Annotated in this window: 12 protein-coding genes; 4 read left to right on the forward strand and 8 right to left on the reverse strand. The window is 72.3% G+C overall.

Going from position 1 to position 12615, the window contains the following annotated elements; genetic code table 11:
- The first annotated feature begins 44 nt into the window (after positions 1 to 44).
- The gene (locus tag GCL84_RS18085; protein WP_156756665.1) at positions 45 to 824 is read left to right on the forward strand and encodes an IclR family transcriptional regulator; all 780 of its coding nucleotides are present in this window, start codon (positions 45 to 47) and stop codon (positions 822 to 824) included.
- Positions 825 to 878: 54 nt separating this feature from the next.
- Here GCL84_RS18085 and GCL84_RS18090 read toward each other — a convergent pair whose 3' ends face one another.
- From GCL84_RS18090 to GCL84_RS18105, 4 genes are read right to left on the reverse strand one after another with little or no spacing between them, the layout of a single operon-like run.
- On the reverse strand, positions 879 to 1808 hold the full coding sequence (locus GCL84_RS18090) for an ABC transporter substrate-binding protein (protein WP_156756666.1): 930 nt from the start codon (positions 1806 to 1808) through the stop codon (positions 879 to 881).
- Positions 1809 to 1819: 11 nt separating this feature from the next.
- Complete coding sequence (locus GCL84_RS18095; protein WP_156756667.1) at positions 1820 to 2560, reverse strand: ABC transporter permease; 741 nt, start codon at positions 2558 to 2560, stop codon at positions 1820 to 1822.
- Positions 2557 to 3219: an ABC transporter permease gene (locus GCL84_RS18100; protein ID WP_156756668.1), complete on the reverse strand. Its 663-nt coding sequence runs from the start codon at positions 3217 to 3219 to the stop codon at positions 2557 to 2559. Before GCL84_RS18100 ends, GCL84_RS18095 begins: the two co-directional genes overlap by 4 nt.
- Positions 3216 to 4352 (reverse strand): ABC transporter ATP-binding protein, encoded by a 1137-nt coding sequence (locus GCL84_RS18105; protein WP_197523333.1) that lies wholly within the window; start codon positions 4350 to 4352, stop codon positions 3216 to 3218. Before GCL84_RS18105 ends, GCL84_RS18100 begins: the two co-directional genes overlap by 4 nt.
- 163 nt (positions 4353 to 4515) lie before the next feature.
- On the opposite strand from GCL84_RS18105, the gene GCL84_RS18110 reads away from it, so the two are divergent.
- Positions 4516 to 6000 (forward strand): bis-aminopropyl spermidine synthase family protein, encoded by a 1485-nt coding sequence (locus tag GCL84_RS18110; protein ID WP_156756670.1) that lies wholly within the window; start codon positions 4516 to 4518, stop codon positions 5998 to 6000.
- A gap of 385 nt (positions 6001 to 6385) precedes the next feature.
- Here GCL84_RS18110 and GCL84_RS18115 read toward each other — a convergent pair whose 3' ends face one another.
- Together GCL84_RS18115 and GCL84_RS18120 are read right to left on the reverse strand one after the other, a co-directional pair.
- Positions 6386 to 8830, reverse strand: a complete 2445-nt coding sequence (locus tag GCL84_RS18115) for a putative bifunctional diguanylate cyclase/phosphodiesterase (protein ID WP_235926393.1) — start codon at positions 8828 to 8830, stop codon at positions 6386 to 6388.
- A gap of 159 nt (positions 8831 to 8989) precedes the next feature.
- Entirely contained in the window at positions 8990 to 10189 is a 1200-nt protein-coding gene (locus GCL84_RS18120) for an NAD(P)-dependent malic enzyme (protein ID WP_197523334.1), read from the reverse strand.
- 391 nt (positions 10190 to 10580) lie between these two features.
- Here GCL84_RS18120 and GCL84_RS18125 point away from each other — a divergent pair, with 391 nt between their 5' ends.
- Positions 10581 to 11192, forward strand: coding sequence for a dTDP-4-dehydrorhamnose 3,5-epimerase family protein (locus GCL84_RS18125; RefSeq protein ID WP_156756671.1), 612 nt, complete (start codon positions 10581 to 10583; stop codon positions 11190 to 11192).
- On the opposite strand, the gene GCL84_RS18130 is transcribed toward GCL84_RS18125, so the two are convergent.
- Positions 11179 to 11487: a S26 family signal peptidase gene (locus GCL84_RS18130; RefSeq protein ID WP_156756764.1), complete on the reverse strand. Its 309-nt coding sequence runs from the start codon at positions 11485 to 11487 to the stop codon at positions 11179 to 11181. The two genes, GCL84_RS18125 and GCL84_RS18130, sit on opposite strands and share 14 nt — an antisense overlap.
- 118 nt (positions 11488 to 11605) lie before the next feature.
- On the opposite strand from GCL84_RS18130, the gene sodN reads away from it, so the two are divergent.
- Complete coding sequence (sodN, locus tag GCL84_RS18135; protein WP_156756672.1) at positions 11606 to 12013, forward strand: superoxide dismutase, Ni; 408 nt, start codon at positions 11606 to 11608, stop codon at positions 12011 to 12013.
- Positions 12014 to 12112: 99 nt separating this feature from the next.
- On the opposite strand, the gene GCL84_RS18140 is transcribed toward sodN, so the two are convergent.
- Positions 12113 to 12595: a hotdog fold domain-containing protein gene (locus GCL84_RS18140; protein WP_156756673.1), complete on the reverse strand. Its 483-nt coding sequence runs from the start codon at positions 12593 to 12595 to the stop codon at positions 12113 to 12115.
- Between the last annotated feature and the right edge of the window lie 20 nt (positions 12596 to 12615).

The raw sequence follows: 12615 nt of genomic DNA on the forward strand, positions 1-12615 counted from the left end.
GAGATCGGGTGTCTCCGTCTGGGATCTCAGACTAGGGTGCGGCCATGGGTGCCAGCAGCGACGTGCCCGCGCTGCGGCGGGGCTTGGCGGTGCTGCGGCTGCTGGCCACCAAGGCGGGGCCGGTGACGGCCGCGGCCGTGGCGCGGGAGCTGGGCCTGCCCCGGTCGACGACCTACCACCTGTTGGGCGAGCTGGTGGCGGCCGGGTTTGTCACGCACCTGCCCGAGGAGCGGCGCTACGGGCTGGGGGTGGCCGCGTTCGAGGTGGGGTCGGCGTTCCTGCGGCACGACCCGTTGCAGCGGTTGGGACGTCCGGTGCTGGCCCGGTTGGCGCGGCGGACCGGGCACGTGGCACACCTGGGGGTGCTGCACGGGGCCGAGACCCTCTACGTGGCGCGGGAGAAGCCGCCGAGGACGCAGACGGTCACCGATGTGGGGGTGCGCGTCTCCGCGCATCTGACGGCCTCGGGGCGGGCGGTGTTGGCGCACGTGCCCGCCGCGCAGGTGCGGGCGCTGTTCCCGGGGCGGGGGTCGTTCGCGAGGCGCACCGGGCGCGGGCCCGGGGACCTGCCCGGGCTGCGGGCGCTGCTGGCCGGGGAGCGGGCCAGGGGGTGGGCGGTGGAGGACGGCTTCGTGACCGAGGGCTTCGCGTCGGTGGCGGCGGCGGTGCGCGACCACAACGGCAGCGCGGTCGCGGCGATCAGCACGACGTTCCGGCACGAGTGCGCCGACCCGGGCTGCGGGGAGACCTGGCCGGGGCAGGCGCGGGCGACCACCGAGGCCGCCGGGGAGCTGAGCAGGCGGATCGGCGGGGCCGGGGGCTGATGGACGTGGCGAGGGCCCGCACCCGAGCGGGTGCGGGCCCTCGTCGCGGAGCGGTCAGACGCCCGCCTGGGCCAGCCACTCCTTGGCCACCGTGGCGGCGTTCGGCTTGGTCGGGCCCGCGAGCTTGGCGTTCAGCTCGATCAGCGCCTCGGTGGTCAGCTTGGCCGAGACGGCGTCGAGCGTGGTCTTCACCGTGTCGGTGGCCTTCGCCTTGTTGATCAGCGGCACCACGTTCTGGGCGGCGAAGTTCGACTTCGGGTCCTCGAGGGCGACGAAGTCGTTGGTCTCGATCGCCGGGTCGGTGGTGAACAGGTCGGCGGCCTGCACGTTGCCGGTCTTGAGCGCCTCGACGGTCAGCGGGCCGCCCACGTCGAGCGAGCGGTACTCCTTGATCTGGAGGTCGTAGTCCTTGGCCAGGCCGGGCAGGCCGTCGCCGCGCTGCTGGAACTCCGGCGGGCCGCCGAAGACCACCGGGCCGAGCTTGGCCAGGTCCTCGATCGTCTTGAGGTTGTTCTCGGTGGCGAACGCCCTGGTGACGACCACGGCGTCCTTGTTCTCCGCGGTCGACTTGGCGAGCACGGTGAGGGTGTCCGGCAGCGCCGACCGCAGCGCCGTGTACACCTCGTCCTCGGTGCTCTCGGCGGTGTCGTCCTTGCCCGCGAGCTTGTTGACGTGCACCAGCAGCACGCCGGTGTACTCGGGGATCAGGTCGATCGAGCCGTCCTGCAGGCCTGCGTAGTAGGTCTCGCGGCTGCCCAGGCTGAGCTTGCGCTCGACCTTGACGCCCTTGGCCTCCAACGCGCCCGCGTAGATCTCGGCGAGCAGGGTGCTCTCCGGGAAGTTCGCCGAGCCAATCGCGATCGTGTCCGACGGGGCGGCGTCGCCCCCCGGCTGGTTCGCCAGCGGGTCCGAGGACCCCCCGCAGGCGGAGAGGGTGAGCAGCGCCGTGGTGGCCGCTGCCACCGCTGTGAGTACGCGCTTCATCCTGGGGCTCCTCATGTGCTTTCCGAAGCGGGCTCCAGAGCCCGCTGCTGGGTCGATTTGACGCGGGTCGTGCGTGCCTTGCGCAAACCAGGCGAGATCACCAGCCACTGCACGCCGGTGAGCACCAGCTCCACCACGATGGCCAGCGCGGCGATCAGGATCGCGCCCGCGGCCATCTGGTCGAACTCGCGGAAGGCGAAACCGTCGATGACGTAGCGGCCGAGGCCGCCGAGGGAGATCTGCGCGGCGATCGCGACGGTGGCGATGATCTGCAGCGAGGCCGCGCGCAGCGCGCCGAACATCAGCGGCAGCGCGTTGGGCAGCTCGACCTTGAGCAGGATCTCCCACTCGGTCATGCCCATGCCCCGCGCGGCGTCCACCACGGACCGGTCGACGTTGCGGATGCCCGCGTAGGTGCCCGCGAGCAGCACCGGGACACCGAGGACCACCAGCGCGATGGTCAGCGCGGGCACGGCGTAGGTGATGCCGAGGGCCAGCACCAGCAAGATGACCAGGCCCAGCTCGGGCAGCGCGCGCAGCGAGTTGACCAGGCCGACGACGACGGTGCCGCCGCGGCCGGTGTGCCCGATCCAGGCCCCGAGCGGCACCGCGATCAGCGCCGAGACCAGCACCGCCAGCCCGGTGTACTGCAGGTGCTCGCCGACGCGCTGCGGGATGCCCGCGATGCCGAGCGTGGTCCGCCAGTGCTCCGGGTCGGTCAGCCAGGCGAAGATCTGCTGGAACAGGTTCACGCCTTGCCCCCCGCGCCCGACCCGACCCGCGACCACGGGGTGAGCAGCCTGCCCAGCAGCGCCAGCAGCCCGTCGACGACCAGCGCCAGCAGCACGATCGCAAGGATGCCCGCGATGATCTCGGCGTAGTTCGGCGGCGAGGTCTGCGCGCCGTCGAGCAGGAAGAACCCGAGCCCGCCGACGCCGATGAGCTGCCCGACCGCCACCAGGCTCATGTTGGACACCGACGCCACCCGCACCCCGGCGACGAGCACCGGGATGGCCAGCGGCAGCTCCACGGCGAAGAACCGGCCGAGCGGGCGGTAACCCATCGCCGTGGCCGCGGTGGTCACCGACTCGGGCACGGCGGCCAGCGCGTCGGCGATCGAGCGGACCAGCAGCGCGATGGTGTAGACGGTCAGCGCGGCCTGCACGTTGAACGGGTCGAGGATCTTGGTGCCCAGGACCACCGGCATGATCACGAACAGCGCGATGGACGGGATGGTGTAGAGCAGGCTCGACACCGGGACCAGGACCGCCTTGGCGGCCTTGGAGCGCGCGGCGGCCCAGCCCAGCGGCAGCGACACCAGCGTGCCGACCACCACGGGCACGAGCGCCAGCCACAGGTGGGTCAGGCTGGTCTCGAAGAGCCGGTCGATGTTGGCCCAGACCCAGCTCACGTGGGCACCTCGCCTGCGGAGCGGGCCTGCGCCAGCGCGGCGACGACGGCGTCGGCCTTGACCCCGCCCACCACCGCGCCCGACGCGTCGACGGCGATGCCGACCCCGGAGGGGGAGCTGAGCGCGGCGTCGAGGGCGTTGCGCAGCGAGCCCGCGTTGCCCGCGTGCTCGGCGTCGACGACGTGCAGCGAGCCACCGGAGGCCAGGTGGCCCGCCTGGATTTCCGCCTCCACAGTGGACAGAATGGTGTCGGAAACCCAGCCCAGCGGCCGGTTCTGCTCGTCGACGACGACCGCCCAGCCATCGGTGAGCCGATCCCGCGCGGTCGCGGCCGGGGTGCCCAGCGCGATGCTGGCGACCGGGTCGACCGGCACGCCCGTGGCGGGCAGGAACGTCAGCGCCCGGTAGCCGCGGTCGCGGCCGACGAAGGAGGCGACGAAGTCGTCGACCGGTCCGGCCAGCAGCGCCGAGGGGGTGTCGTACTGGGCGAGGCGGCCGCCGACGCGCAGCACCGCGACCTTGTCACCGAGCTTGATCGCCTCGTCGATGTCGTGGGTGACGAACACGATCGTCTTGCCCAGCTCCGCCTGCAGCCGCAGCAGTTCGGCCTGCAGCTCGTCGCGCACGACCGGGTCGACGGCGCTGAACGGCTCGTCCATCAGCAGCACCGGCGGGTCGGCGGCGAGCGCGCGGGCGACGCCGACGCGCTGCTGCTGGCCGCCGGAGAGCTGCGCCGGGTACCGCTTGGCGAACGCCGGGTCGAGGCCGACGACCTCGAGCAGCTCGGCGGCGCGCGTGCGCGCCTCGGTCTTGTTCGCGCCATTGAGGACCGGGACCGTCGCCACGTTGTCGAGCACGGTGCGGTGCGGGAACAGGCCCGCGTTCTGGATGACGTAGCCGATGCCGCGGCGCAGCCCGGACGACGACTGCGCCCGCACGTCCTCGCCGTCGATGAGCACAGCACCCTCGGACGGCTCGACCATGCGGTTGACCATCCGCAGCGAGGTGGTCTTGCCACAGCCGGACGGGCCGACGAGGACGGTGATCTTGCCGTCGTCGATGGCCAGGTCCAGCGCGTCCACCGCCACCGTGCCGTCCGGGTAGCGCTTGGTCACGGACTGGAACTCGATCACTCGGGCCCCTCGGTCGAGACGGCTCCTTGCCAGCCGTGGATCGCCCGACCTTAACCTGATCGGGCGGGCCCGGCAGGGCATTCCACTATCTGACCACGGCGCGTGCGCGGGTTGTCCCATCCGGGCGAACGCGCTGAGACGACTTCCGTACGCTTGCCTCCTTGTGGGCGATGCACTGACCGATTTCCTCAGCACGCGCGGCGTGCACTCGCGCCCGTTGCGGGCGCTGCTGGCCGCACTGGCCTCGACCCCGGTCCCGTTCGACGACCTCGTGCGCGCCTCGGCCCAGCCCCGGCGCACCGTCGAGGAGCTGTTGGCCGCCTGCGGCGCCGAGGTTGTGTCAGCGAGCGGGACGTGGCGGTCGGCGGAGTCGGCCGCGCACCGCTTCCTGGAACTGGCCGAGCCGCCCCCCGCCCGCGAGGCCGCCGCCGCGATCGCCAGCTACGTCGCCGACGTCCCGACCGCCCGCCGCGCGCTCGACCACGTGCAGGCCGACGCGGCCACGGCGCTGCGCCGCGCGGAGTGGCTGGACGAGACGTACTGGCTCGACGGGGCGCACCTGGTCTGCGTCGGCGACCACGACCTGACCGCGCTCGCCGCGTGCACCCTGCGCCCCGGCCTGCGGGCCACGGTGGTCGACGTCGACGAGTCACTGCTGTCCTATGTGGACTCCGTGGCGCGGGAGCGGGGGCTCGACATCCGCTGCCTGCACGCGGACTTCCGGTTCGGGCTGCCGCCGCTGGTCGTCGGCTCGGCCGACCTGGTCTTCACCGACCCGCCCTACACCCCCGAGGGCATGCGCCTGTTCCTCTCACGCGGTGTCGAGGCGTTGTCGTCATTGGACGGGCGGCTGCTGGTGGCCTACGGCTACAGCGCGCGGAACCCGGCGCTCGGCTTGAAGACCCAGCGCGAGGTCCTCGACCTGGGCCTGGTCTTCGAGGCCGTGCTCCCGCACTTCAACCGCTACCACGGCGCGCAGGCGGTGGGCAGCGCGAGCGACCTCTACGTGCTGCAACCCACCTCGCGCTCACCTCGGCTGGCAGAGGCGGGCATCGGCATCTACACGCACGGCCCGCAGTCGCTGGAGGCGGGCGGCACCGCACCCGAGGCGGTGGCGGAACTGCTGCGGCTCACCGGCGAGGGCGCGACCCAACTCGGTCCCGGGTGGAGCGAGCCGATCCGGTCGGGGACCGCCGTCGCGATCGACCTGATGGGCGACCCCGGCCCCTGGCTGGCGCGCACCCTGGTCGCGGGCCCGTCCGCGCGCGTGGGCGCCCTGGTCCCGAACAACCACCCGGACATCACCAACGCGGCAGGCCAACAAGCGCTCAAGTCACTGGTCGCGGGCAAGTACGACATCGCCTTCCACCGCAGCCTCGCCGACGGCAAGCACGCCGTCGTCCTGGCCACCCCGGTCACGACCACCCCCGGCGAGCCGACCCCGGTCCGCCGCACACTGCTCGACCTCGCCCACGGCAAGCTCGCCAACGTGTGGCGGGAGGCGTTGATCCGCGCGACGCCGGGTCTGACCAAGCGCGAGGCCAAGGCCCGGGTTGAGGCTGCCGCTCCGGACCTGGGCGATCTTGAGGTCCGTTTGATCGATCTGCCGTTGCACCGGCTCCGGGCGGTACTGGACGCCTCGGGGTGACCTGGGGCCTGCGTGTGCTGGGTGGGGCCTGTCCCGCGGGGCTGCGGAGTGTGTGGCTACAAGCGGCCAGGACTGGGTCGAGGCCCCAGGGATGACAGGGCTTGTTGGGTGGGGCGTGGTGAGCGCGGATGTCCTTGAGTGGAGGTACTTCACACCACGTGGGCCACAGCTCCGCCTTGTTCGCGACCGCCCTCGCGCGCGAGACCAAACCCCACCACTCCACTGGGGGCGTCCCACGGTCCATCCTACCGCCTTCACGCGAAAGAGCCCGCGAAGTCGATCTTGTCTGTGGACAACTCGCGAGCCATCCACAGGTCCCACCCCACGAGCTGGGGCAGGCGGTCCGTGTGGAAGCGCCGCGCACGACCAGCCCGGGGAACGGCGGTCAGGCGCCGCTTGGGATGTGCACGGGGCCCAGCTTGAGGACCTCGCGGAAGTCGCGGGCCGGGATCGGCCTGGACAGCAGCCAGCCCTGGTAGGCGTCCACGCCAACACCGCGCAGCACGTGGAACTGGGTGGCGTTCTCCACGCCCTCGGCCACGCAACTGCGCCCCATCGCCCGCGCCATGTCCACCAGGGCGCGGGCCACGGCGAAGTCGGAGGCGTCCGTGGCCACGCCGGAGACGAACCGGCGGTCGATCTTGATGATCTGGGCGGGCAGCTCCTTGAGCCGCGCCAGTGAGGAGTAGCCGGTGCCGAAGTCGTCGACGGCGAAGCGGACGCCGCGCTCGACGAGTTCCGCCATGGCCTCGCGGCTGCGCGAGGGCAGGTCGATCAGGCTGGTCTCGACCAGCTCCAGGATCACCCGGTCCCAGGCGATGCCGGTCTCGGCGACGACGGCGGCGACGGTGTCGACGAACTCCGGGTCGCCGGGCACCAGGCCCGCCAGGTTCACCGCGATGGCGACCCCGCCGCCGAGCACGCCCCCGCTGAGCTGCGGCCACTCGGCGGCCTCGGTCAGCGCGGTGCGCAGCACCCACCGGTCCAGGTCGCCCTGCAGGTCGCCCTGCTCGGCCACGGGCAGGAACTCGCCGGGCATCAGCAGGCCGCGCTCGGGGTGCGGCCAGCGGACCAGGGCCTCGGCGGAGAGCACCGTGCCGTCCGGGCCGACGACCGGCTGGTAGTGCAGCACGAGCTGGTCGTTGGCGATGGCCTCGCGGAGCTGGCCCTCGAGCAGCATCTGGCTGTTGGCCGAGGCGATGAGCGCGTCGGAGGCCAGCGACACCCGGCCGGTGCCGCGCGCCTTGGCCGTGAACATGGCCGCGTCGGCGTAGCGCAGCAGGTCGGCGCCGGTGGTCTCCGGGCCGCTCGGCACCGCGGCGCCGATCGAGGCCGAGACGCGCAGGAGCTGGCCGCGGACCGGGACGGCCGTGCGCAGCAGCGAGGCGACCTGGTTGGCCAGCACCTCGACCCCGCCCGCCTCGTCGACGTCGGCGCAGATGACCACGTACTCGTCGCCCGACATCCGCGCGACCGTGCACGATGGCGGCAGGCCGCGCTCCAGCCGCCTGGCCAGCGCGGTGATCAGCTCGTCGCCCACGTCGTGGCCCAGGGAGTCGTTGACCCGCTTGAAGTTGTCGACGTCGCAGAACAGCAGGGCGATGCGCTCGTAGTCGCGGCCGCCGAGCAGCGAGGCCAGCAGCTCCTTGACCGCGGCGCGGCCGGGCAGGCCGGTCAGCTCGTCGTGGGTGGCCTGGTGGCGCAGCCGCTCGGCGTGGCGGCGGCGGTCGGTGACGTCGGCGAAGACCACCAGCCAGAACCGGCGCCCCTCGTCGGTGACCGACACGGTGGCGTTGAGCTCGCAGTACACCGGCTTGCCCGCGGCGGTGACCAGCACCCGCTGCCCGCCGTGGAAGGCGGCCCCGGCCCGGCCGCGCCGGTTGGCCCGGTCGTCGGGGTGGGTGATCTGGTCGGCGGTCATCCCGCGCAGCTTGTCCAGGTCCATGCCCAGCAGCGAGCACAGCGCGTCGTTGGCGTCGACCACCCGCTCGGCGTCGTCGAACAGGGCGATGCCGACCGGCGTGATCGCCACCAGGTCGGTGAACCGCTTCGACGAGCGCTGCATCCTGGTCTCGGTGGAGCGCTGCTCGGTGACGTCCTGGCAGGTCCCGATCATCGCCGACCGCTCGGAGTCGGCCGCCTCGCCGCGCACCCGGAACACCCGGCGCTTGCCGTCGGGGCGCACCACCCGGTGCTCGCACTCGACCGGGACGCGGGTGGCCGCCAGCTCGCGCCAGCGCTGGTCCACCCACGCCCGGTCGTCGGGGTGCACGATCCGCAGGTAGTCCTGGTAGGTGATCTTGGTGCCGGGTTCGATGCCCGCCAGCTCGTAGAGCATCGACGACCACAGGCACTCGTCGGTCTCGGTGTCCCACTCCCAGGTGCCCATCCGCGCCACCCGCTGGGTCTCGCGGAACAGCCGCCCGTCCTGGCTGAGCTGGCGCTCCAGGGCGCGGATCTTGGTGACGTCCTGGACGGTGCCGTGCACCGCGCGCAGCCCGCCCGACTCGTCCAGCTCGGCGCGGGCGCGCACCAGGAACGCCCGGTCCCCGGTCTGGTCGTGCACGTCCAGCTCGACCAGGACGGACTCGCTGTGCAGGCGGTCCCGGAACTCGCCGATGGCGACCATGTCGTCCGGGTGGACCAGGGCCACCAGGTCCTCGACCGACACCGTGATGTCGCGGGGGATCGAGCAGAGCACCCGCAGGCCGTCGGACAGGTACGCGCGACCGGTGCCGACCTCCACCATCCAGCTACCCATGCTGGCGATGCGCTGCGCCTCGAGCAGCAGATCCCGCTCGCCCGCTGGATCGTCCGCGAAGTTGGCCACGCCCGGTTCTACCAGGTCAGTTGGGGGAAATCGACTGTTGCCCAGGGCCGCGCGGACAGCACTGAGCTGGTTCCCGCGGACGCTGTGCTCGGCCACGGCGCAACCCTCCACCCTCGTGTGAGCGGGTGGGGCACCGCTGCCGAGCATCCCGCATGGGGGTCAGGCTACCCCGTCCTCCTTCGCCGCCCGAGCCACCGCCGCGGCGACCTCGGGGGCCACGCGCGGGTCCAGCGCGCTCGGCACGATCTTGTCCGGACCCAGCTCGTCCTCGGCGACGGCGGCGATGGCGTCGGCGGCGGCCAGCTTCATCCGCTCGGTGATCCGGCGGGCGCCCGCGTCCAGCGCGCCGCGGAAGATGCCGGGGAAGGCCAGCACGTTGTTGATCTGGTTCGGGAAGTCGCTGCGGCCGGTGGCCACGATCGCGGCGTGCTTGCGCGCCACGTCCGGGTGAATCTCCGGGGTGGGGTTGGACAGCGCGAACACGATGGCGTCGTCGGCCATGGTGGCCACGACCTCCTCCGGCACGGTGCCCGCGGACAGGCCGACGAACACGTCGGCGCCCTTCATGGCCTCGACCGGCCCACCGCGCAGGTTGGCCTTGTTGGTCACCTCGGCCATCCGCTCCTTGATCGGGTTGAGCCCGTCGCGGCCGGGGAAGATGATCCCGCGCGAGTCCAGCAGGGTCACGTCGCCGATGCCCGCGGCCAGCAGGATCTTCGCGCAGGCGATGCCCGCCGCGCCCGCGCCCGCGATGACCACGCGCTGCTCGCCGATGTCCTTGCCCAGGACCTTGTTGGCGTTGCGCAGCGCGGCCAGCAGCACGATGGCGGTGCCGTGCTGGTCGTCGTGGAAGACCGGGATGTCCAGCGCCTCGATCAGCCGCTCCTCGAGCTCGAAGCAGCGCGGGGCGGAGATGTCCTCGAGGTTGACCGCGCCGAACGACGGGCGCAGCCGCACCAGGGTCTCGATGATCTCGTCGACGTTCGTGGTCTCCAGCACCAGCGGGATGGAGTCCAGGCCGCCGAAGGTCTTGAACAGCGCCGCCTTGCCCTCCATGACCGGCAGCGACGCCGCGGCGCCGATGTCGCCGAGGCCGAGCACCGCGGTCCCGTCGGACACCACCGCCACCAGCCGCGAGGTCCACGTGTAGCGCTTGGCCAGCGCCTTGTCCGCGGCGATCGCCAGGCTGACCTTGGCCACACCCGGCGTGTACGCGATGGACAGCGCGCGCGGGTCGGTCAGCGGCTTGGTCACGCTCACCCCGAGCTTGCCGCCCTCGTGCGCGGTGAAGATCTCCTCATCGCTGATGGGGGTGTCGGTCGGCTCGGTCACGGTGGCCTCTTCATTCACGGCGGTCATCTCGGCGTCCCTCCTGGGTGCGCTGCTCAACGGCGCTGCTGCACGGAGCGCGCCTGGCCGGCGCGGGGGTGTCTCCGGTCCTCGACCCGGTGAGCGGGCCGTCGTCCCGGATGGTTCGACCGCCGCCCCGGGGTGCGGGGGCGGTGGCCGCGGACGCTGCGGTCGGACCAGTCTGGCAGCAGCGCGGGCGCGGTGTCTGCGGCGGGGGTCACATTGGTTCGGGCATTTTCCGCAGGTCAGACCAGGTTTCCCAAGACGTCTGTCCGGTTTGTTGATCGCGTGGCATGTCCAGCAGGTGTTTTCGGCACGCGCCCACCACAGGGCGGGCACGCCGCGCGCGGGGCGAGGTGAGCGACGTCTCGCGGGGAGCGGGCGATTAAGCTGTCCACCCATGCAGGCACGAGAGCTCACCGTCCCCGGCGCCTTCGAGTTCACCCCCCGCACCTTCCCGGACTCGCGGGGCGTGTTCGTCTCCCCGTTCCAGGGCGAGGCGTTCACCAAGGCCGTGGGACACCCGCTGACGGTGGCGCAGTCCAACCACAGCACGTCCCGCCGGGGCTCGGTCCGCGGCCTGCACTTCGCCGACGTGCCCCCCGGCCAGGCCAAGTACGTCTACTGCCCGCAGGGGGCGCTGCTCGACTTCGTCGTCGACATCCGGGTCGGCTCCCCCACCTTCGGCCAGTGGGACTGCGTGCGGCTGGACCCGGTCGACTTCCGCGGCGTCTACGTGCCCGAGGGCGTCGGCCACGGCTTCGTCGCCCTCGAGGACGACACCGTCATCTCCTACCTGTGCTCCACCGGCTACAACCCGGGCGCCGAGCACGGCATCGACCCGATGGACCAGGAGCTGGCGCTGCCCTGGGGCCAGGGCGTCGACGGCTTCGAGCCGCTGCTGTCTGAAAAGGACGCCTCAGCCCCGTCCCTGGCCGAGGCGGCCGCCTCGGGCCTGCTGCCCCGCTACACCGACTGCCTGGCCTGGTACGACAAGCTCAGGTCCGCCTGAGCCGGGTGCGCCCCGGGCGCAGCCTGCGGGTGATCACGGCGTGCACCGTGGCGGGCCCGAGCACCCGCGAGTCCGTCGAGACCTCGGCGAAGTCCCCCTCGACGTGCCACCGGTCCCCCACCGCCCGCACCGCCCGCTTGACCGACAGCTGCCCCGGCCTGCTCTCCCAGCTCACCAGCACGACGTGCCCCACCCGCACCGGCAGCCGCACCGCCAGCACGAGGTCCCCATCGGCCAGCGTCGGCGCCATCGATGGCCCGCGCACCGTCACCCGCCGCACCGGCGCCCACCCCATCACCACGTCCGCACCTCCGTTCTGCGGTGATCTTCACCTCGACCTCCACCTGCCCGGACCCCGCCCCCGGAGTAGGGTCGATTTCGTCGGAGCATCCCCGCAATACCCTGGAGGACCAATGCGACTCCTGTCGCGTTTCCGCACCCCGCGCCTGGAGGCGACAGCCCACTGCGACCTGCCGTGCGGCGTGTACGACCCGGCCCAGGCCCGCATCGAGGCCGAATCCGTGAAGGCCGTCCAGCAGAAGTACCAGGACAACGAGGACCCCGAGTTCCGCACCCGCGCCATCCTCATCGCCGAGCAGCGCAGCGAACTGGTCAAGCACCACCTCTGGGTCCTGTGGACGGACTACTTCAAGCCCCCGCACTTCGAGAAGTACCCCGACCTGCACGACCTGTTCAACCGCGCCACCAAGGCCGCGGGCGCCTCCGGCACCAAGGGCTCCATGGACCCCGCCACCGGCCAGGCCCTGCTGGACCTGATCGCCGAGATCGACAAGATCTTCTGGGAGACCAAGAAGGCCTGACGCCACGGCGTTGACAGCGGCGCTGACCAGCGGGTTCACCACCCGTTGGTCAGCGCCGCTCGTCGTCGCCGGAGTTGTCCGACCGCGTCGGTGGATGACCTAAGTGGTCGGTGAGACGCGGATCGTGATGGTGGCGGTGGCGACCTCCTTGTCCGCGCGGTCGCGGACGGAGACCGCGACGGCGTGGTCGAAGGGGGTTGGGCCGAAGTCGGGGACGGCGGCGGTGGCCACGGCGGTGAGGCTGGTGGTGGCCTTGGCCGTGTAGGCGACTGTCATGCCCGCTGGGATCCAGCGGTGCGTGGTGGGCACGGTGGCCTCGGCGAGCATGCCCATGGCGATCTCGGCCATGTTGCACACGGCGATGGCGTGGAAGGTGCCGATGTGGTTGTGCACGCCCCACCACTTGGGGGCGCGCACGCGGGCGAGGCCGGGGCGCATCTCCTCGACGGTCGGCAGGACGGTGCCGAAGTACGGGACGCGCAGGACCGCGGCGGCGGAGAAGAGACGGGGGCCCAGGGGGAGCTTCGACACCCGCTGCCAGGCGCGGTAGGTCAGGGTGGCGGCGGGCGTGGTCTGGGGCACAGGGGTGAAGTTACTCGCGG

Source organism: Actinokineospora pegani, from assembly GCF_009745975.1.
GTDB classification, from domain to species: domain Bacteria; phylum Actinomycetota; class Actinomycetes; order Mycobacteriales; family Pseudonocardiaceae; genus Actinokineospora; species Actinokineospora pegani.

What these genes read in the sequence shown, in the direction of transcription:
- sodN (WP_156756672.1), top strand. Translation starts at nt 11,606, where the DNA reads ATGCGACTCCTGTCGCGTTTCCGCACCCCGCGCCTGGAGGCGACAGCC.
- GCL84_RS18090 (WP_156756666.1), bottom strand. Translation starts at nt 1,808, where the DNA reads ATGAAGCGCGTACTCACAGCGGTGGCAGCGGCCACCACGGCGCTGCTC.
- GCL84_RS18085 (WP_156756665.1), top strand. Translation starts at nt 45, where the DNA reads ATGGGTGCCAGCAGCGACGTGCCCGCGCTGCGGCGGGGCTTGGCGGTG.
- GCL84_RS18130 (WP_156756764.1), bottom strand. Translation starts at nt 11,487, where the DNA reads ATGGGGTGGGCGCCGGTGCGGCGGGTGACGGTGCGCGGGCCATCGATG.
- GCL84_RS18120 (WP_197523334.1), bottom strand. Translation starts at nt 10,189, where the DNA reads ATGACCGCCGTGAATGAAGAGGCCACCGTGACCGAGCCGACCGACACC.
- GCL84_RS18125 (WP_156756671.1), top strand. Translation starts at nt 10,581, where the DNA reads ATGCAGGCACGAGAGCTCACCGTCCCCGGCGCCTTCGAGTTCACCCCC.